Below are 18,797 nucleotides of genomic sequence, written 5' to 3'. Positions count from 1 at the left end.
ACTTCGGAAAATAGGGTTCCAGACGCGCCATCTGCGCGTCGCTCAGCCAGTAAAGATCAGACATGTCACCGCTCTGTTTTCAGGCGGTGAATCACGATGCTCGGCTGAAATCAATGGGTCCTGACCCTAGCAAACGAAGTTCTTCTGACAATACCCTTCTCCAAGCTCAAGGCCCATCTCCGGCGCGTCGGCGCACGCTCTTTCACCGCCGTATTCGAAGCCATTGGCGAAATCTGTGACCTATACGACCCCGCAGAGTGCTGGAACTACTTCAAGGCTGCCGGATATGTCTCAAACTGATCTCGAAACGCTTTAGTTTTCAGTTGGACACTTTGGCAGATCAGCCGGACGGCCCCGCGGTGACGACGATGATCGCCTCGCAGGACTTGTTGCCCAGGCAGACATAACCGTGCTCGAAATCGGATTCGAAGTAAATCGAATCTCCCGCTTCGAGCCGATGCGTCTTGCCATGGATCTCGATGCCGAGCGTGCCGGCCATCACATAGACGACCTCGACGCCGGCGTGGGCATGCGGCGCAGAAGGCGGTCCGCCCTTTTGGAACCGCGCGAGATAGGTCTCGAGCAGGCGCTCTGTGACGGGGAAATCCAGGCTTTCGAAGTAGAAGCTCGCGGCGCCCTCAGGTGTATTCGGAAGGCTGAGCCGGTCCTTGCGGCGTACTATCTCGACGATCGGCACGACCTCGCCATCGGCGAAGAAATACTCGAGCCCGACGCCGAAGACCAGCGCGATGCGCATGAGCGTGGGCAAAGTCGGGAAGAGCTGTCCGCGCTCGATCTTCGATAGCATCCCGGCCGACAGCCCGGAATGCTCCCCGAGCTGGATCAGTCCGAGTCCCTTTGCCGTCCGCAGCCCGCGAATCTTCTGCCCGATTCGGTAGGCGGCCAGCCTGTTGTTCAGCGTTTCCGATAGCATCTTGCCATTCCCCGTTTTCGCCTGACGAAACCAGGCTGCCGGTAATTTTCATATCACGCACATTATGTGCTTTTAAAGAAATTATGCGTGTAAGGATAATATTTTTCGGTTAGAGAAAACAATCATAACCGGTCGGGATGGTCCCGGCACGGTCGCATCGAAAGGATGACTCATGAATCTCCGCACCTCCTTCAAAGCTATCTCCGTGGCCTCCATGGTCGCGATCTCCGGCGCCCCAGCCGTTGCTGATGGTCATTCCAAGGACATCGTCGAGACGGCGACCGCCGCGGGCGAGTTCAACACACTTGCGACGGCGCTGACAGCGGCGGGCCTCGTCGACACGCTCAAGGGCGAAGGCCCGTTCACGGTCTTCGCGCCGACCGACGCCGCCTTCGCTGCGCTGCCGGAAGGCACGGTCGACGATCTTCTCAAGCCCGAGAACAAGGACCAGCTGACAGCGGTCCTCACCTATCACGTGGTGCCCGGCGCGGTGATGTCGGGCGATCTGAGCAACGGCATGACCGCCACCACCGTCAACGGCGCCGAGGTGACGATCATGACCGAGGACGGGGTCAAGGTGAACGACGCCGCCGTAACCACCGCCGACATCGCGGCCTCGAACGGCGTCATCCATGTCATCGACAAGGTGATCCTGCCGCCGATGTGATCCCTCTGACGGCGGGGGGGCGCCCCCGCCGCATTTTCCAAAAGGAAAGACGAGATGAACAGAAGCCGTTTATCGCGGCGCCGTGTCTCCGCGTAACTCGAATAGGTTGGTATCTCCGCTTGGCTCGGACCTTGTGCGGAAACTGGGCGGCATGGATGCATCAGTGCGGCAACCCGTGCGAGCGGCCGCCTCCTGCATTTAGACGGATTTACATCGCATGAAAGGATAACATCATGGAAAGCAAGCAATTCGTACTTACGGCCTGGAACGCTGTCATGGATGAAACTCAAAACCCTCTTCGGCGGTTCCCACTCATGACAGCTCACATGCTGATGCAGATCCTCGCGTGGATGTGGAGCGCCATATTCTCGCTCGCGATTGGCAGCTATTTTGTGTTCGGCGTGACGATGGTTGGCCATTCGCTATTCATTGCCGGTCTCGTCGTGACCCTTGCGGTCTTCCGGCGCGCCGAAGCAAGACAGGAGCACCGTTAAGAGTTGGCGACCGTCGTGGCGTATAGCCGCGCAACTCTGCGATGCGGTCCAGTTCGCGGGCGACACGCGCGCCGCCGATGGATGTGTCCACCACCGCTGCCAGACACTCCCGGCTGAAGTCGTCGATGACATTCAGCACGCGGAACCTGCGCCCATCTTCAAGCGCATCGGACATGAAGTCGAGCGACCACCGCTGGTTTGGCCCCTGCGGGATCGCCATTGATGTTCTGGTGCCCACCGCACGCTTGCGACCGCCCCGTTTACGGACGGTTAACCCTTCTTCGCGGTAGAGACGGTAGAGCTTCTTCCAGCTCACCTCCCAGCCCTCCCGCCTGAGCCGAATGTGCAGCCTCCGGTATCCGAACCGTCGCCGTTCAGAAGCCAGCTCCTTCATCCGGGTGCGCAGTTCGGTGTCTGCCGGGCGCTTTGATTTGCGACGATAGACACGCGGATCGATCCCGACCAGGGCACAGGCTCGCCGTTGCGAATAGCTCTTCTCCTTCATGGCCCAGTTCACGGCACGTCTCCTTGAACCAGACTTCAGAAGTTTTTTCTAAGCATCTCCTTGAGCGTCGCGACGTCGAGCATCTGCTCGGCCAGCATCTTCTTCAGCTTGGCGTTCTCGGCCTCAAGTGCCTTTAGCCGCCGCGCGTCAGACACCTCCATGCCGCCATACTTCGACCGCCACTTGTAAAAGGTCGCATCGCTGATCCCGTGCTTGCGGCAAAGTTCCTTTGCGCTGAGCCCGGCCTGATGCTCCTTCAGAATGCCAATGATCTGTTCTTCGCTGAAACGGCTTCTCTTCATCGTCTGTCTCCTCAGTTGGAGAACAGGCTAACCTCAAATCAAGGACTTTTCAGGGGAGCAGGTCATGAAGGTGAAACCTACTTACAGAACAATATTTTGCATCCTCTCGTCAGTGGGGAGCGCGGGGAAGGACGACCGGACGCGGTTCTTCTGACAGTGCCGACAGTCACACTGTCCTTGTGGAGACCAGTTCGAATCCGTCTGACGGCACCCACAAATGGCTACGTATTCAGCTTTCCGGCTTTTCCGGGTCCGGGACCAGATCCTTGATCCGTTTTATTTCGGTGTGATGCCAGTAGGGATCGCGGCGCTTGATATACCGCGACGTCAGCAGGGCGGCGGGATAGGTCAACGCGAGACCCACCACAATGGCGCCGATCAGCCAGATTACCGTGTCGAGTCCGAGGGACAGGACAATTGTCACGAGGCCACCGACCAGCACCGGCCCGGTGACCAGGATCAGAACAAAGTTCAACCTATCCATTTCGATTCTCCTTTCATGCTGATTCGATTCTCCTTTCATGCTGAAGGCCCCGATCCGGACCATTCCGCGCTCCATTGGCGACGCCAGGTAATTCGGCCGGCGCTTGCATGGTGGCTGCGACCCAGACAACTGCGTGACGGTGCCGAAGTGGTGTCACGTTTCCGCAATGTGTCTCAGCACATCAGACATTCCCCGTGGAACTAACGTTTGGGAAAGCTTGCTTGTTCCGAAGCCTTCGGAGAGCCGGGCCCGCGGTCAAATATACCGCGCACAGAGGCCGGACAAATGACCGCAACCCGAAAAGATCGGCATCAGCTCAAATCAACCCTTGCAAAAAAGGGGCCGTCCACAAATGACAGCACCGCTCTGACAGTACCGGTGTGAGTAGAATGACGACGTGCACCTGCCGGGGCGCAGCCGTCGCCGCGCTCTTCAATTTGTCGATCGGTTGCCGCGTCCTCATAGCCTCAAACCCTTCCTTCGAGCAGGCGCAGCTTGGAGCATCGTTGCCGGTATCGTGCGGGCGTGACGCCGACGCGGCGCTTGAACAGGCGGCGGAAGAAGTTCGGATCCTCGTAACCGACCTCTATTGCCACTTGGTCCACGGGCATCTCCGTGGTCTCCAGCAGATGCTTCGCCTCCTCGACCCGCATGGTCTGCACGTATTCCATCGGCGCGAAGCCTGTGGCTGCACGGAAGCGGCGCATAAAGGTGCGCTCGGTCAGGCCCGACTGTGCTACCATTGCTGCGACTGGGTTGGCGCGGTGATAATTGTCGGCGATCCAGCACTGGATCTCCGAGATAACTGCGTCGTCGTGACGGCGGGGGCGCTGGACGCCGGCGAAGGGCAGCTGTCCCTCCGAATGGTCTCCGAAGAGAAAGATCTTCGCGATTCGCACGGCCTCGGCCGGGCTGCAGAACCGCGCGACGAGATAGAGTGCGAGTTCCTCCCAGGCGGTCGCGCCGCCGCCGGTGATGATGCGGTGCTCCGGACCGGCGGGCACAAGGATCTTCTGCGCCACGATCCGCACCTCCGGATAGCTCCGCCGCAGTACGTCCGTGAGCGACCAGTGCGTCGTTGCCTCGAGGCCGTCGAGAAGCCCCGCCTCGGCCAGAACTGCGGTCCCCGTGCAGACCGAACAGATCGTGGCACCGGAGGCGTATCTATCGTGCAACCAATCGATCTGGCGCGTCCATAGACCGGCGAACGGCTTGTCGTCATTGAGAACCAGGTCGGTAACGATAACGATATCGGCCTCTCCCATCGCCTCGTGCGGGGCGATATTCAGGCCATAGGCCGTGTCAACCGGACGCCCGTCCGCAGTGACGATGCGCGGCGTCATCAGGCGCACGTCCGAGGGTTCGCCGGTCAGCTGTTCCCAAGTCCGACCGGCCGACAGGAAGACCTCGTAGAGACCGTAGATGGCCGCTGGCGTGCTCTCGGGGAGCGCCAGAAGGGCGATCTTGGGACCGAGATTTTTTTCGTTGTCCATGGCTCAGAATGGCGGGATCGCCCCGTTCTTGTCCAGTCCCGCCCTTACCGGACGGCCTTTCGCGAGGTTATCGCAAAGGCATCAATCCGCTGAACGGGAACATACGACATGACCGCAGAACTTCAGAACATCTCCGCCTCGAACGCCGAGCGTTTTGCCGAGACCATCGCGGGGGTCATCGACCAGGGCGCCGTTGCCGTATCTCTGTCGCTGGGCCATAGGACGGGGCTTTTCGACACGATGGCAGAAATGGCGCCGGCCGGGAGCCTCGAAATCGCCACCGCGGCCGGTCTGGCCGAGCGCTACGTACGCGAATGGCTCGCCGTCATGGTGACGGGCGGAATCGTTGACTTCGACCCCGAGACATTGCGCTACAATCTGCCGGTCGAGCGCGCCGCCTGTCTCACGCGCGGCGCGGCGCTCGGCAACCTCGCCGTCTACGCCCAGCACGTCGCACTCATGGGTGAGATGCAGGACCGGACCATCGCCTGTTTCGAAACGGGAGAGGGGACAGGCTACGGTGACTATCCCTGTTTTCATCAGATCATGGCTGAAGACAGCGGGCAGACCGTGGCTGAGGCGCTCTTTGACCATGTCCTGCCGCTGGCGGGCGGTATCGAAGACAGGCTCGCCGATGGGATCGAGGTTCTTGATGCCGGCTGCGGCCGAGGTCTTGCGCTCATCGAGATGGCGAAGCGCTATCCAAGCAGCCGCTTCACGGGCTACGACCTCTGCGGCGACGCCATCGACTGGGCCCGGGCGGCCGCAAGGCGGCTCGGCCTCGGGAACGTGACCTTTGAGACGAGAGACCTGACTGGATTTACCGAGCCCGGGCGCTTCGACTTCATCACCTCCTTCGACGCGATCCACGATCAGAAGGACCCTGAGGCCTTGATACGCGGCCTCAAAGCTTCGCTGAAGCAAGGCGGAACCTACCTGGTGCAGGACATCGGCGGATCCGCGAAGCTTGAGAACAATCTCGATTTTCCCATGGCCTCGCTTCTCTACGCGATCTCATTGACGCATTGCACCCCGGTCTCGATCGGGCAGGGCGGCGAAGGTCTCGGCACGATGTGGGGTTGGGAGACGGCTGAAGCGATGCTCTGCGAAGCGGGCTTCGTCGAGGTCGACCGCCATGTTCTGCCGCATGATCCGATGAACGTCTGGTTCGTTGCCCGGATCTGAAAACCGCGCGGACCTTCCCAACCGAAAGAAAGATCGATGACCGACACAGCACTTCCGGGCGCGCGTCTGCGCCCGGCCTCTCCCTTGCGTGCCGAAACCAGCGCGCTTCTGCGACTTGCGGCGCCGATGACCCTCGTTGCGCTCGTCAACATGGCCATGAGCGTGACCGACACTTTGATGGCCGCGAGCTTCGGGGCCGGGGGACTCGCCGCCGTAGCGGTCGGAAGCGACTTCTACAGCATCGTATTTGTTTTCGCGGCTGGCACTATCGGCGGGCTCGCGCCCCTTTATGCCGCAGCCGCCGAGGCGGGTGACGCGGGCAGGCTCCGTCGCCTGCGCGCCGCGGGATGGATGCTCGCAGTGCTTCTTGCGTTCGTGGCTGTGCCCATCGTTTGGACCGCGCCAGGCTATCTCTGCCGCCTTGGCATCCCCGAAATGCTCCTTGAAGAGGGCCGCGGTTATACCCGCGCGATGGCGGTGACGCTCGCGCCAATGCTCGTCGTGGCCATGTTCCGGAACCGCCTGCTGGCGCTGGAACGTCCGGGCCTCATTGCCCGCATCACGGCCTGCGCCATTCCGGCGAACGCCGCGTTGAACTGGGTTCTGATGCACGGCGCGGGTACCTGGAGCGGGTTCGGGATCACGGGTCTTGGCCTTTCCTCGTTGCTCGTCGCCTTTGGGATCACGGTCGCGCTATGTTTCGCCTGCAGCCGAAACGGCGATCGGGGGCTTGATTTCGCTGCAATCTGTGAATTGCGGGAGGCCCTGCGCGTGGGGTTGCCCATCGGCTTCACGATGCTCGCGGAACTGGGCGTCTTCCTCGGCGCCACACTTTTCGCAGCCCGCTTCGGGGCCGAAACGGCGGCCGCCCATGCGCTTACAATCCGACTCGCAGGTCTTGTCTATGCCGTTTCCATCGGACTGCAGCAGGCGGCCACAATCCGCATGGCGCGCCGGGCAGAGGCGGGTGATCGGCGGCTCCCCTTCATTGCAGGCACACGTCTGGGGCTGGCGGCGGGCCTCGCCCATGCAGCGATCCTCGGCGCGGTCGCCATCCCTCTGTCCGATGCGGTCCTCCACGACCCTGCAACTGCCGAAACGGCAGCCGGGCTCATTATGCTTCTCGCGCTCTCCGAACTGCTCGTGCCGCTCGGGGCGGTGGCAGCCGGGCTGATGCGCGGGCTCAAGGATACCCGCATGCCCATGGTCTTCTCGCTCCTCGGTAACTGGGGCGTAACCCTGCCGACGGCTCTCCTGCTGACCGTCGCGGGTCTCGGGGTCACCGGCATCTGGCTCGCACTCGCCAGCGGAAGCGTTATCGCATCCGCGCTCACGGCTCTCCGCCTGCGACGCCATCGCGCGCCGCAGCCTGCCTGATCCATCATCGTTATCGAAAGGACAATGACATGTTGAGGAAAACTCTGACCCTCCTCTACGCTGCAGGAGGTTACTTGATCGGACTGGCGAGCATCGCGCTGATCATCACCTTTCTCGCCGACCTGCCGCTGCCCTGGGCGATCGACGCGGGTACACCCGGCGCCTTCTGGCCGTCCGCTGCGGTCAACCTCGCGCTCCTGTGGGGCTTCGGCCTGCACCATTCCATTACCGCGCGGTGCTGGTTCAAGAGACGTTGGACGAGGCTGATCCCGCCCGAGTTGGAACGGGCGACGTATCTTTACATGACTGCCGGCCTGACCGTGCTCCTCGTCTGGCTCTGGCAGCCGAGCCCTGGAACCGTCTGGCACGTGACCGACCCGCTCGGCGCCGGTCTTCTCTGGACCGCGTATCTTGGGGTCTGGGGCCTAATGTTCAGCGCCACCTTCCCGATCGGTCATTTCCGTTTCTTCGGCCTCGCCCAGGCGTGGGAGCGGGTGACGGAGGAGCCCGCAAGTGGCGCGGGCTTCACCGGACGCTGGCTTTATGCAGTGCTTCGCCATCCGATCAGTCTCGGCTGGATGCTCGTCCCGTGGATCACGCCGCACATGACCATGGGCCAACTCGTCTTCGCGCTGGGAACGGCTGTTTACGTCCTGATCGCTACGATCTTCGAGGAAGCTGATCTCGTCGCCGAACTGGGAGAGACCTACCGGGACTATCGCAGGCGTGTTCCGGCGTTCCTTCCAATCCGCAGGCCTCGGTAGTGCCGGTTGAAACCGGTCGAATTTCAAAGGATCAAAGTATGAAACCTGTAAACCAGAACGATACGTGCGCGGCCATCGTTGCGCTGCAAGCCCGGGCGGAAGCCCGCATCAGTCGCAAAGGCCGGCCAAGCAAATATCGTCATTCTGCGACGAGGCAGAGACCTGGCGCTCCGCCGCAGCCTGAAATGGAAACCGAAAATGGGACCGACCACATGAACAGACATGACCTGCTAACCGATGCACACGACCGCGCTCTGAAATATATCTCCGAGGCCCAAACGCGGCGTGTATTCCCTGACGACCGCGCGCTTGCAGGTCTGAGCGCCTTCGATGAACGCCTGCCCGACACCGGAACCGAAGCGGCCGACACGCTCGCGCTGCTCGACAAGGTCGGGTCGCCGGCCACCGTCACCTCGAACGGACCGAACTACTACGGCTTTGTCGTCGGCGGCACGTTGCCAGTGGCGCAGGCAGCCGACTGGCTCGCCTCGGCGTGGGATCAGAGCGCGACGGTCCCTCTGTCGGGCCCCGCAGCCCATGCGATCGAGACCGTCGCGGGCCGCTGGATCCTCGACGTGCTGGACCTCCCCCGTGATGCGATCACGAATTTCGGTACAACGTCCGGTGCCTCCGCGGTTGCCTGCCTCGCGGCGGCCCGGGGCCGGCTGCTCGGGCGCGCCGGCTGGGATGTTGAACGGGGCGGGCTGACGGGCGCGCCGCAACTGCGCGTCATCGTGTCCGAGCGCATCCATGTCACCGTGATCAAGGCGCTGCGACTGCTGGGCTTCGGACAGGATCAACTCGTCCGGGCACCTGTGGACAGCTCCGGCCGGGTCGATCCCGAGCGTCTGCCGACGATGGATAGACGTACCATCCTCTGCTTGCAGGCAGGCGAAGTGAACACCGGGGAGTTCGATCCCTTCGACCGCCTCGTTCCCCGCGCCAAGGCCGCCGGGGCGTGGGTTCACGTTGACGGTGCGTTCGGTCTCTGGGCGCGGGCCACGCGCGCTCGCAAACATCTCACGGAAGGCATCGAGGGAGCGGACAGCTGGACCGTGGATGGCCACAAGTGGCTCAACACGCCTTACGAGGGTGCTGTTGCAATCTGCCGGGACGGCGAAGCGCTTTACGCCGCAATGAACGCCGACGCGTCCTATGCGCCCTCCAACATTGATGCGCCGGCGAACAAAGGTCTCGAGTTCTCGCGTCGCGCTCGCGGGATCCCGATCTGGGCAGCGCTGCGCACGCTCGGGCGGGACGGGATCGACGACATGATGACCCGACACTGCGAACTGGCCCGGCACCTTGCTTCAGAGCTTCGGGCCAATGGCTTCGAGATCCTAAATTCGGTGGCACTGAACCAGGTGCTCGCGCGGCTTGATAGCGACGACAAGACTCGCGCGCTGATCAAGGCCGCGGTGGGCAGCGGGAAGGTCTGGTTCGGCCCGTCGAGTTGGGAAGGTCGCGCCGCCTTCCGGATCAGCGTCACGAATTGGCAGACGCGCGAGGAACACATCCAAGGCCTCGTCCAGGTTCTCAAAGCCGCAAAGGCTCGAGTGGACGACGCAATGGTGTCGCCTCGGTGAAATCTCAGCCCCTTCGCCGCGATTGCGGCTGAGGATGGCGCCCCTTTTCCAACGAAAGTAAAAGAACGGAGTCAACCAATGCAGATAGTGCGAAACCCGACTCGTCTTCGCGCCGCCGGAGATGTCGAGAAATCCATCTTCGAGTACGTCGGTCGGATGAGTGGCGCGACCGGCCTCTCCGTCGCCCGCATGGAAAGCCCGACTGGTTGGTCCGAGCCGGGACAGCGCCCGGACTTCAGGGAGATCACGATTGTCATCTCGGGCGCGCTGCACGTCGAAACCGAAACAGACGTCGAAGTCCTTGGTGCCGGAGAGGCGATGATCTGCGAGGCCGGGGAGTGGGTGCGCTACAGCACCCCCGACACACCGACGGAATACGTGGCGATCTGCACTCCGGCATTTGCACCGCACCTGGTCCACCGGGACGCTGAGACCGTCACGACAGCTGCGAGGGTGGGGCTATGAGGATTCGCAACTTCAGGCACGATGATGCGGAGACGCTGGCGATGATCTTGCACAAAGCGGTTACGTCGCCGGAATCTCAGATTACTTCCTATTTCCCGTGACCTCGATCAATCTGGAACATAACCAAGGATTGTTCGCACAAAATCCGAAAGCCTGTTTGCCAAATTTTCCAAAGCAGTCCTTTGTGACGGCTCTTGAGGACGTTGGCTTAGGGCCGCTCATGTGGAATTGCAGATCTCGATCCGCCCAGGACGACCTGCTGCTCCGCGGCATTACGACATCGACTCCGAGCCACAATGTCAGTCTGCGCTTGTTTCTCACCGGCGACATTATTGGCGCGGCGAGGCCTGCTCTGGCTGCGGTATACCTGCCCGCGGAGTGAAAGGCGCGTCGGAACTGACGCTAGGCTCGGCTCGCGTGCAGACCGACCAGACGCGACAGCAGGATCACGGTGTAGAGCGTCCCTCCGATGGCCTCGAATGTCACGAAGGACTGCGCGTAGAACCCCACCGGGGTGATGTCGCCGTAGCCCAGGGTCGTCAACGTCACATAGCTGAAATAGATCATCTGTTGCCAGTCGATCGGGGCGCCGGAACTGGCGACAAACGACCCCGGAGCAACCCATTCTACCAGTGACAGAAGGGCTGCGAATCCAGAACCGATCACGAGGTAGAGAGAGGTTGCCGACAACAGCACATCCGTCATGACGGTCCGGGCACCGAAGGTATAGCGCGCGAGAACAACGATTGCGCCCAGGTGGTATGCAATCGAGGTGAGATAGATCGCAAGCGCCGCCGAGTCCGATGGCGCGTATGAATTCGCCAAACCGGCGACGAACACAGCCGCGCCGCTCGCCGCCACGCAGAGGCGAAGCAGACTGTCCGCGACCAGGGCCCATGTCGCCACGACGAAGATCGACGCATAGAAGGCGTAAAATAGCGCCGGCCAGATGCCACCCGTGGCCGACAGCGGATAGGTCAGGTTGTGAATCAGGATCGCGGCCAGCAGCATGGCATTGGCGGCGATCCGGTTGCGGGCGACGGGCCAGGACAGCATGTCAGCCCGCCTTCCTGTGCCCGATAGCCGCCGTTGCGGCCAGGATCGCCAGCACTCCGGCGCCGAGCCAGAGCCCGGTGAGATGCAGCTCAAGCGCCCCCCAGGTCCAGGCCGCCAGCGCGGCCACGGACACGAGGTAGGCGGCGCGCAGCCTTTCCGCCGTCACGCGGTGAAAGACGGTGCATCCGAGCAGGAACAGCGAAGGCCCGGCGAAGGCAATAATGGCCGTTTCCGCGTGGATCGCGTCGCCGGGATGCGCCACGATCATCTCGATCGCGACGGCCACGACGATGGCTCCGCAGACCGCGATGCCATGGGCATAGGCAAGCCCCGCCCGGGCAAGGCTCGTGTGGTCGGCTGCATGTTTGAAACGGTGTTCGCCCGGTTCGGACAAGTCGACGAAATAAATCCACCACAGCGATACGATCAGAAGGAAACCGACAAGAGCGGCCAGCCAGGTGTCGGCATGCAGGTCATGGCTGACAAGGAAACCGCCCAGAAGCAGGATGGATTCCCCGAGCGCGATGATGAAGATGAGCTGGTTGCGCTCAAAGAGGTGCAGCCCCTTGAGCGGCCAGCTCGCCATTGGCGTGGCGCCCTTTCCCGGCACCCAGAAGCCCGCGTAGGGCCCGGCGTAGTCGATGAGGACCGCGACGATCCAGAGGGCCAGCCGCGCTTCCTCGACCAGCGCCCCGGCCAGCCAGAAGAGGCCCGAGACCGCGCTCCACGCGCCGAGTTGCGCATAGTTCCGCCCCATGACCTGCCCACGGAAGACGAAGGCCATGTATCCCGCCCGGATCAACGCCATCGCGACATAGGCGGCGGCGAACAGGCCCGCGCGCGCGCCGAACGCCTGAGGCGCGGCAACGGCCATCAGCAGGGCGCAACCCATCAGCACGATCATCAGCCCGCGACCGCTCGGATGGTCGGGGTTGACCCAGTTCGCCGCCCAGGCCGTGTAGTTCCATGCCCACCAGACGGCGGCGTATAGCGTTGCGGCTTCCAGCGCGCCCAGCCAACTCGCGTGGGTAAGCAGGTAGTGCGACAGCTGGATGATGGTGAAGACGTAAACGAGGTCGAAGAACAGCTCCATGGTCGTGACGCGGGGCGTGTCCTCGGGGCCGATATCGCGCAGCGCGTTGCTGGGGATCAGACGATGGAAAAAAACTGTCGACATGAATCCTCCTTCGGGTCTTTCCCTCGAGCATCTCCGAAAACAGCCCGAAGGAAAACACCTGGCTCGACCCGCTGCGCTGCCGCAGGTTTGCTTGGAGCCCGCCGACCTCGCTCCATCCCTCAGCATCGCTCACAACCGATGCCAAATGGTCATTCTCTGCGAGAGCGAACTGAACTCACGTGGGTTGAAAGAGTGGACTTCGCCCCCCCCCATGAACCTTGAGAAGAAAGTTCAAATGTCGCCCGAGCCCTTTGCGGGTTGTCCGGGAACGTGCCGCATCAATCGCAGCACGTCGCCGTTGCCCCTCGTCGGATCAGTAAGCGGCGGTGAAGATCTGTCTTTGGTGCGCGGGAATTTCCGTTTCGTTCAGCAGCGCCACGGCGAAGTCTTCTGCGCTGATCCGGCTGTTGCCCTCGGAGTCAGTGAGAAGGGTACGACCGCCCAGGCGGAACACCTCGGTTCGTTCGCCCGGCGCGATCTGACCTGCGGGCGCCAGGACCGTATAGTTCAGGTTGCTCGCCGCGATCTTTTCGTATGCGGCGCGCATTCCCTTCGCCTCGGCGCTATAGGCCTCGGGGACAACGGCAGCCACCGGAGTACCGTCGGGCAGGTTCAGGGATCCGGCGCCGCCGACCAGCACCAGCCGCGTATCGCCCAAACCGGCGATCAGGGCGTCGGCATAGCTCTGCGCCTCGTCCATTGCGTTCGCGGTGCTGCGCGGGCTGACCGCCGCGATGACCGTATCGACCTTTGCGGCGGCCTCTGCCAGGCCGGCCTCGTCGCGGACATCGAGAGAGATGGCCGTCAGGCCCTTCTGAGGGGTGATATTGTCGGGGTTCCGTGTTGCGGCGGTGACTTCATGTCCGCGGGCCAGGGCTTCCTTGACGATACGCGAACCGATCATGCCGGTCGCTCCGATTACAAGCAGTTTCATAGGTATTTCCTCATGCTCAGGCGGCAAGCGCCGCGACACGGGTGGGGGACTGGTAATAGGTCGACAGATCGATGGTCTCGGTCCGGCCCGCCTGGTGGCGGAACAGCGCCGGCACACCGTGTAGTCCGGCCTGCCGCAGAGTTTGCGCGGCGGCCGCGCTGGTTTCGGCGGCCCTGGACACGCCATGCGACAAGGGGGCTGTCACGCCCAGATCTCGCAGGATACTCTCGACGTGACCGGCATCGGCGGCCGAGCGGCCTTGAACGAACCGGGCGCGCTGAAGCGCGCGGGACAGCTCCATTTCGGCTACCGCACCCTGGTCATGGATCAGCGCCGCTGCTGCAGCCGTCAGGCCGGAGTCCAGCACTTCTGTCGGCGATTGCAGGATTTCGCGTACATAGGTGTCGCTGAATTCCTGTCCGCTCAGCGCCGCAATGCGTTTGTCGAAGCGCTGCGCAGAAACACCAAAGCCGTGGGCCATGCGATGGGCATTGGCCCCCTGAAACAGATGCCGGTGCTGAACGGTGATGTCGGCGCCGCTTTCGATCAGGGCGCGGATCGCTGGGGCGGCGCCGTAGCACCAGCCGCAATAGGTGTCGTAGATGTAGGTGAAACGGGTCATATACGGTCTCCAATCGCTCTCGAGACCAGAGATACGTTGCAACTATCGTCAAAAAAAGTGAATGTTTGTGGAAGTAACGTAAGTTAAGAGTTGACGAAAAATGCGCGACAACGACAACCTCAATCGGGTGGCCTACTTCATCGCAGTGATGGAAGAGGGCACGATCACTGCGGCGGCCGATCGCCTGCGCGTCAGCAAGGCGGTGGTCAGCAAGCAGATTCTGCTTCTTGAAGAAGAACTTGGCACGGCGCTGCTGATCCGGAACCCCCGCCAAATGCATCCGACCGAGGCCGGGCAGAAGTTCTATGAGCAGGGCAAGGCGGCCGTCGAACTCGCGCAGGAGGCGTTTCGTCTGGCGCGCGAGGGCAATACCGTACCCAAGGGGCGGTTCCGCATCACGGCGCCGCTCGACTACGGCACGCTGCATCTGGCGCCGCTGGTTGCCCGGTTCGTACGGGATCACCCGTTGATTTCGATCGATCTGGCGCTCGATGATGCGCAAATCGATCTGGTCGAACAGCGCTTCGACATGAGCTTTCGGGTGGGCTGGCTGGCGGATTCCTCGAACCTGGCTCAGAAGGTCGGCACCTTCGAGGAATGGGCAATCGGTTCCCCTGGTTCAGCCAGCGCCGGTGTGCGCCGCCCGGAAGACCTGGAAAATCTCCCCTTCGTGGCCAATTCGGCACTGAAGGATCACTGGGACTGGACCTTTCGAAAGGCAGGCAGGACGAAGACGGTATCCCCGGATGCGCGGATCAGGCTGAACACGTCGCCCGCGATCCTGAACGTTGTTGAAGCCGGGGATTGCTTCGCGATCCTGCCGGATTTTCTGGTACGGCCTGCGGTGGCTGCCGGCACCTTGGTGCGGCTGTTGCCCGACTGGTCGCTCAGGTCCGGCGGGATTTATGCCGTCACCCCGCCGACACGCTACAAGCCGCTGCCGGCAAGAAGGTTTCTAGAACTTGTGAGGGAGCACCACGCGAAGGCGTGAGGCCGCCCAAGCGGGCGCTGGCAGAGCAAATCGCCTTGAGTGGGGCAGGGAGCCGGCGTAGCCTCTGCTGATGTCCAAACGCTCCCCGTTCAAGTATTTCAAAACCAGCCCAGAAGTCATCCGCTTGGCGGTGATGCTGTACGTTCGCTTTCCGCTCTCGCTCCGCAACGTCGAGAATCTGCTGCACGAGCGCGGGATCGACGTCAGCCACGAGACGGTCCGGTTCTGGTGGCACCGGTTCGGTCCTATTTTTGCAGCCGAGATCCGGTGCAGCCGAGCCGACGGCATGCGCGCTGTCAGTCGCTGGCGGTGACATCTGGATGAGATGTTCGTGAGGGTTAACGGCGAGCGGTGGTATCTGTGGCGGGCTGTCGATCACGAAGGCGAGGTTCTCGAGAGCCTCGTAACAAAGACGCGCGACCGAAAGGCAGCGTTGAAATTCCTCAGGAAAGCAATGAGGAAACATGGCCGACCCGAGGTCATCGTGACCGATCGGCTTCGCTCCTACGGCGCCGCCTTGAAGGAGATCGGCGCTGTGGACCGGCAGGAGACGGGTCGCTGGCTGAACAATCGCGCGGAGACCTCGCATCTGCCGTTCCGAAGGCGGGAGCGGGCGATGCAGCGGTTCCGGCGGATACGATGTTTGCAGAAGTTCGCCGCCGTCCACGCCTCGGTCTACAATCATTTCAACCAGGAACGCAGCCTCTCCAGTCGGGACATTTTCAAGCAGCACCGCGCCGCCGCTCTCGCCGAGTGGCGTCAACTCGGCGCAGCATAGGGACAGTCATACTGTCCTTGCGGAGACTGGTTCGCATTGGTCTGACTGGACCGACAAAGTTAAGCCCTTGAGCGGGCGAGAGGCAGGGCAGGGCAGGGGGCCAGAACGGGTCCGGCTGTTGTGGGGCAAAATCCTGCCAAAGGTTTGATGTAGTTTAAGCGGGCAGCCGCTTGCAGAAACCTGTTTGCGACATCGGTCGCTTGAATGTGGAACCGTTCTTATCAAGTGCAGTTGCATGATGGGGCCCGCTGCGAAGGTTGTAGCGCTCATCTGAGCGCACTTGAAGTAAACGGATGAAGGAGGCCAAAATGACTTTCCGTACAATTACACTGGCTACAGTTCTCACTGGTGCGACGGCAATGTCAGCCTATGCCCTTGAAGCGGGTGGAAGTGTCGGCGTCGATGCGGGCGTGAGTGGTGCCGTCGATGGTGTTGGAGATGTCGGTACCAGCACAGGGGCGGATGTCAACGCAGGTGTAGAAGCTGATACGCAGGGTGCCGCGGGCACTATCGCCACAGCAACCGATGCTGCGACAGACGCCGCCGCGAGTCTGCAGGCTGGCACCCCGATTGTTTCGGCAGACGGCCAGCTGATCGGTGAGATCGAGGCCACGCGTGAAGCGGAAGATGGCCGCACACAAGCCATCATTGCCGTCAATGAAAGCGCCGGTCTGTCAGCCGGGCAAATCGCGGTCAATGCGGAAGGTCTCAAGAAGACCAGTGCCGGCACCGTTGAATATGGGCACAGCATGGCCGACCTGCGTGCGGGCGTCGAGGCGCAAGTGGGGGCAAATGCCGACGTGAGCAACTGATGCACTGAAAAGGTGATGCAGAGCGCAGTAGTGCTCAAGCGGCGGCCCGTCTTGATAAGGGTCGCCGCTTTCATGACCTGCTACGACCCTGGTGGCCTTGTCAGATTAAACCGCACTGGTAGGATCATACATGCCCGATTGGTTAGCTCTGCGCCTCTCTGAAGGTGAAACCTACTTACAGAACAATATTTTGCATCCTCTCGTCAGTGGGGAGCGCGGGGAAGGACGACCAGACGCGTTTCTTCTGACAGTGCCGACAGTCACACTGTCCTTGTGGAGACCAGTTCGAATCCGTCTGATGGCACCGCCACCTTGCCTGATCGGCATCGAAGCCTGCCCGATGGCGCATTTCTGGGCACGCGAGATCGCGGCGCTCGGCCACGATGTTCGGCTGATCCCGCCAGCCTATGTGAAACCTTACGTAAAACGTCAAAAGAACGATGCGACAGATGCCGAGGCGATCTGTGAAGCCGTGTCCCGGCCCAACATGCGTTTTGTGCCAGCCAAGACCGAGGAACAGCAGAGCGTCCTGGTCCTGCACCGCTCGCGCGACCTGCTGATGCGTCAGCGGACGATGCTCCTGAATGCGATCCGGGCACATCTGGCGGAGTTCGGGGTCATCACCGCACAGGGACCGCGCAAGGTGATCGATCTCATCAAACGCCTCCGCGATGGCGATGAGTTCGAGCTGCCGGAGATCGCCCGATCTGGCCTCCTGGTCCTGGGCGACCAGCTCGACACCCTGCAACAGGAGATCCGGGCGATCGAACGGAAGTTGCTGGCATGGCACCGGCAGAATCAGGCCAGTCAGCGGCTCGAGACGATCCCGGGCGTGGGGGTGATCACGGCCACGGCGCTCGCCGCCAGCGTGCCGGATGCAACCGTCTTCAGATCCGGCCGCCAGTTCTCCGCCTGGCTCGGCCTCGTGCCGCGACAGAACTCGTCGGGCGGCAAAGAGCGACTGGGCCATGTCTCGAAGATGGGCAACGGGTATTTGCGTCGGCTACTCGTGGTCGGCGCGACCTCCGTCACCCGGAGGGCGGCGACCATCGACAGCCGGACTGGCGCCTGGGTGAGATCGCTCCTGGAGCGTAAGCCGAAGCGGCTTGTCACCGTCGCCATCGCCAACAGGTCCGCCCGAACCGCATGGGCGCTGCTCAAAAGAGGAGAAACCTACAGGGCCGCACCCGCAACCTGACCCGAATACCGGCGTCCCCTCACGGGGGCGACGGGCTCTGCAAGGCAGATGTGAATGATGATGATCGAACGGAACCGCTGCCGGGACACCCCGAGGTGCTGTCAGGGCTTCAAAGCTCGCCTGTCTGATAGGGATCCGGCACGCGGACTTCATCAGGGCCCGCGGTCAGATGCACCGCGCACAGAGGCCGGACAAATGACCGCAACCCGAAAAGATCAGCATCAGCTCAAATCAACCCTTGCAAAAAAGGGGCCGTCCACAAATGACAGCACCCCCGGCGCGTATCGTTATGCCGGTCTGGCGTCCAGAAACTCCCGCAGGGTGTTCTCCAGGGCGTTCCAATCGGTGAATTCGTGCGCGCCCTGATCCGGGTCGTAGTCCCGGCCGCGCAGGACGACGTGCCGGATCACCTGCGTGGCGAAATAATCGTAGCGTTCGGTCCGGACCGCCCCGGCGATCAACGCCTCGGCGCCGGGCTTGAAGCCCGTGCGCATCTCCATCTCGGTAAGGTATTCCTTCGCCTCCTCGTGGCCCTCCGGGAAGGCGGCGCTGAGGCTGACTGAGAGCAGCAGGCTCGGGCGTGCCATCAGGTCGTCCTTCGAGGCGCTCAGCAGCAACTCGAACTCGCGCGGGTGCCGCCGCTCATGCACCGGGGCCGCGAGGATTACCTTGTCCACCCCCTCCAGCGAGAGTTGCGCCGTCTTGTCCGCCGCATCGAAGAGCACGACCTCCCCGCCCGCCTTCTGGACGATATCGCGGGCGAACCGCGCGATCTTCCGGGTCTGGCCTTCGACTGATTGATAGATGATGAGAACTGACATTCCTTGCCCTTAGCTTGCAGATCCTCTGTGCGATGATACGTGCCTATTATTACGCCGGATGCGGATACGTGACGTTGACACAGATCAACCATGCGGGCGTGGCGGCCGGCGCCCCCTGATGCAGGTCAAGGCGGTGGCCGGTGTTCCGGGGT

General features: G+C 62.2%; 16 protein-coding genes and 4 pseudogenes. 11 read left to right on the top strand and 9 right to left on the bottom strand.

Annotation, left to right across the window (positions count from 1 at the left end; genetic code table 11):
• Positions 1-156: 156 nt before the first annotated feature.
• Positions 157-300: pseudogene (locus DDZ14_RS19965) on the top strand (IS630 family transposase); the annotation flags it as partial.
• Positions 301-340: 40 nt separating this feature from the next.
• Here DDZ14_RS19965 and DDZ14_RS06350 read toward each other — a convergent pair.
• Positions 341-934: a helix-turn-helix domain-containing protein gene (locus tag DDZ14_RS06350; RefSeq protein WP_109424096.1), complete on the bottom strand. Its 594-nt coding sequence runs from the start codon at positions 932-934 to the stop codon at positions 341-343.
• Between the two features lie 172 nt (positions 935-1,106).
• Here DDZ14_RS06350 and DDZ14_RS06345 point away from each other — a divergent pair, with 172 nt between their 5' ends.
• Positions 1,107-1,601 carry a fasciclin domain-containing protein gene (locus DDZ14_RS06345; RefSeq protein ID WP_109424095.1) on the top strand — a complete coding sequence of 165 codons (495 nt, stop codon included), beginning with the start codon at positions 1,107-1,109 and terminating at the stop codon, positions 1,599-1,601.
• A 516-nt stretch (positions 1,602-2,117) separates the two neighbouring features.
• Here DDZ14_RS06345 and DDZ14_RS06335 read toward each other — a convergent pair.
• The 3 genes and pseudogenes from DDZ14_RS06335 to DDZ14_RS06325 all read right to left on the bottom strand — a co-directional run.
• Positions 2,118-2,902 (bottom strand): annotated as a pseudogene (locus DDZ14_RS06335) (IS3 family transposase); the annotation flags it as partial.
• Between the two features lie 229 nt (positions 2,903-3,131).
• Positions 3,132-3,386 (bottom strand): hypothetical protein, encoded by a 255-nt coding sequence (locus tag DDZ14_RS06330; protein ID WP_146193101.1) that lies wholly within the window; start codon positions 3,384-3,386, stop codon positions 3,132-3,134.
• 467 nt (positions 3,387-3,853) lie between these two features.
• Entirely contained in the window at positions 3,854-4,879 is a 1,026-nt protein-coding gene (locus tag DDZ14_RS06325) for a GlxA family transcriptional regulator (RefSeq protein WP_109424092.1), read from the bottom strand.
• A 108-nt stretch (positions 4,880-4,987) separates the two neighbouring features.
• Between DDZ14_RS06325 and DDZ14_RS06320 the strand changes: the two genes are divergently transcribed.
• The 5 genes from DDZ14_RS06320 (at position 4,988) to DDZ14_RS06300 (ending at position 10,256) form a co-directional block, all read left to right on the top strand.
• Positions 4,988-6,064 carry a class I SAM-dependent methyltransferase gene (locus DDZ14_RS06320; RefSeq protein ID WP_109424091.1) on the top strand — a complete coding sequence of 359 codons (1,077 nt, stop codon included), beginning with the start codon at positions 4,988-4,990 and terminating at the stop codon, positions 6,062-6,064.
• Positions 6,065-6,100: 36 nt separating this feature from the next.
• The gene (locus DDZ14_RS06315) at positions 6,101-7,441 is read left to right on the top strand and encodes an MATE family efflux transporter (RefSeq protein WP_109424090.1); all 1,341 of its coding nucleotides are present in this window, start codon (positions 6,101-6,103) and stop codon (positions 7,439-7,441) included.
• A gap of 74 nt (positions 7,442-7,515) precedes the next feature.
• Positions 7,516-8,205, top strand: coding sequence for an isoprenylcysteine carboxylmethyltransferase family protein (locus tag DDZ14_RS06310; RefSeq protein ID WP_146193100.1), 690 nt, complete (start codon positions 7,516-7,518; stop codon positions 8,203-8,205).
• A gap of 38 nt (positions 8,206-8,243) precedes the next feature.
• A complete protein-coding gene (locus DDZ14_RS06305; protein ID WP_233252502.1) occupies positions 8,244-9,791 on the top strand; it encodes a pyridoxal-dependent decarboxylase in 1,548 nt (515 codons plus the stop codon).
• A gap of 78 nt (positions 9,792-9,869) precedes the next feature.
• On the top strand, positions 9,870-10,256 hold the full coding sequence (locus DDZ14_RS06300) for a cupin (protein ID WP_109424088.1): 387 nt from the start codon (positions 9,870-9,872) through the stop codon (positions 10,254-10,256).
• A gap of 402 nt (positions 10,257-10,658) precedes the next feature.
• Here DDZ14_RS06300 and DDZ14_RS06295 read toward each other — a convergent pair whose 3' ends face one another.
• The 4 genes from DDZ14_RS06295 to DDZ14_RS06280 all read right to left on the bottom strand — a co-directional run bounded on the left by DDZ14_RS06295 (position 10,659) and on the right by DDZ14_RS06280 (position 14,045).
• Complete coding sequence (locus tag DDZ14_RS06295; RefSeq protein WP_109424087.1) at positions 10,659-11,312, bottom strand: potassium channel family protein; 654 nt, start codon at positions 11,310-11,312, stop codon at positions 10,659-10,661.
• Position 11,313: 1 nt separating this feature from the next.
• A complete protein-coding gene (locus DDZ14_RS06290; protein ID WP_109424086.1) occupies positions 11,314-12,489 on the bottom strand; it encodes a low temperature requirement protein A in 1,176 nt (391 codons plus the stop codon).
• A 313-nt stretch (positions 12,490-12,802) separates the two neighbouring features.
• Positions 12,803-13,423 (bottom strand): NAD(P)-dependent oxidoreductase, encoded by a 621-nt coding sequence (locus DDZ14_RS06285; RefSeq protein WP_109424085.1) that lies wholly within the window; start codon positions 13,421-13,423, stop codon positions 12,803-12,805.
• A 16-nt stretch (positions 13,424-13,439) separates the two neighbouring features.
• The gene (locus DDZ14_RS06280) at positions 13,440-14,045 is read right to left on the bottom strand and encodes a DsbA family protein (protein ID WP_109424084.1); all 606 of its coding nucleotides are present in this window, start codon (positions 14,043-14,045) and stop codon (positions 13,440-13,442) included.
• Positions 14,046-14,145: 100 nt separating this feature from the next.
• On the opposite strand from DDZ14_RS06280, the gene DDZ14_RS06275 reads away from it, so the two are divergent.
• The 4 genes and pseudogenes from DDZ14_RS06275 to DDZ14_RS06260 form a co-directional block, all read left to right on the top strand.
• Entirely contained in the window at positions 14,146-15,036 is an 891-nt protein-coding gene (locus DDZ14_RS06275; RefSeq protein WP_109424083.1) for a LysR family transcriptional regulator, read from the top strand.
• Positions 15,037-15,106: 70 nt separating this feature from the next.
• Positions 15,107-15,814: pseudogene (locus tag DDZ14_RS06270) on the top strand (IS6 family transposase).
• Between the two features lie 308 nt (positions 15,815-16,122).
• Entirely contained in the window at positions 16,123-16,626 is a 504-nt protein-coding gene (locus tag DDZ14_RS06265) for a hypothetical protein (RefSeq protein WP_146193099.1), read from the top strand.
• Positions 16,627-16,933: 307 nt separating this feature from the next.
• Positions 16,934-17,824: pseudogene (locus DDZ14_RS06260) on the top strand (IS110 family transposase); the annotation flags it as partial.
• Between the two features lie 287 nt (positions 17,825-18,111).
• On the opposite strand, the gene DDZ14_RS06255 reads toward DDZ14_RS06260, so the two are convergent.
• Positions 18,112-18,645 carry a flavodoxin domain-containing protein gene (locus DDZ14_RS06255; protein WP_109424081.1) on the bottom strand — a complete coding sequence of 178 codons (534 nt, stop codon included), beginning with the start codon at positions 18,643-18,645 and terminating at the stop codon, positions 18,112-18,114.
• Between the last annotated feature and the right edge of the window lie 152 nt (positions 18,646-18,797).

The organism is Maritimibacter sp. 55A14 (assembly GCF_003122205.1).
GTDB lineage: Bacteria > Pseudomonadota > Alphaproteobacteria > Rhodobacterales > Rhodobacteraceae > QEYE01.
Note: the sequence above shows the minus strand (reverse complement) of the source record. Positions and strands in the feature narration are given on the sequence as shown.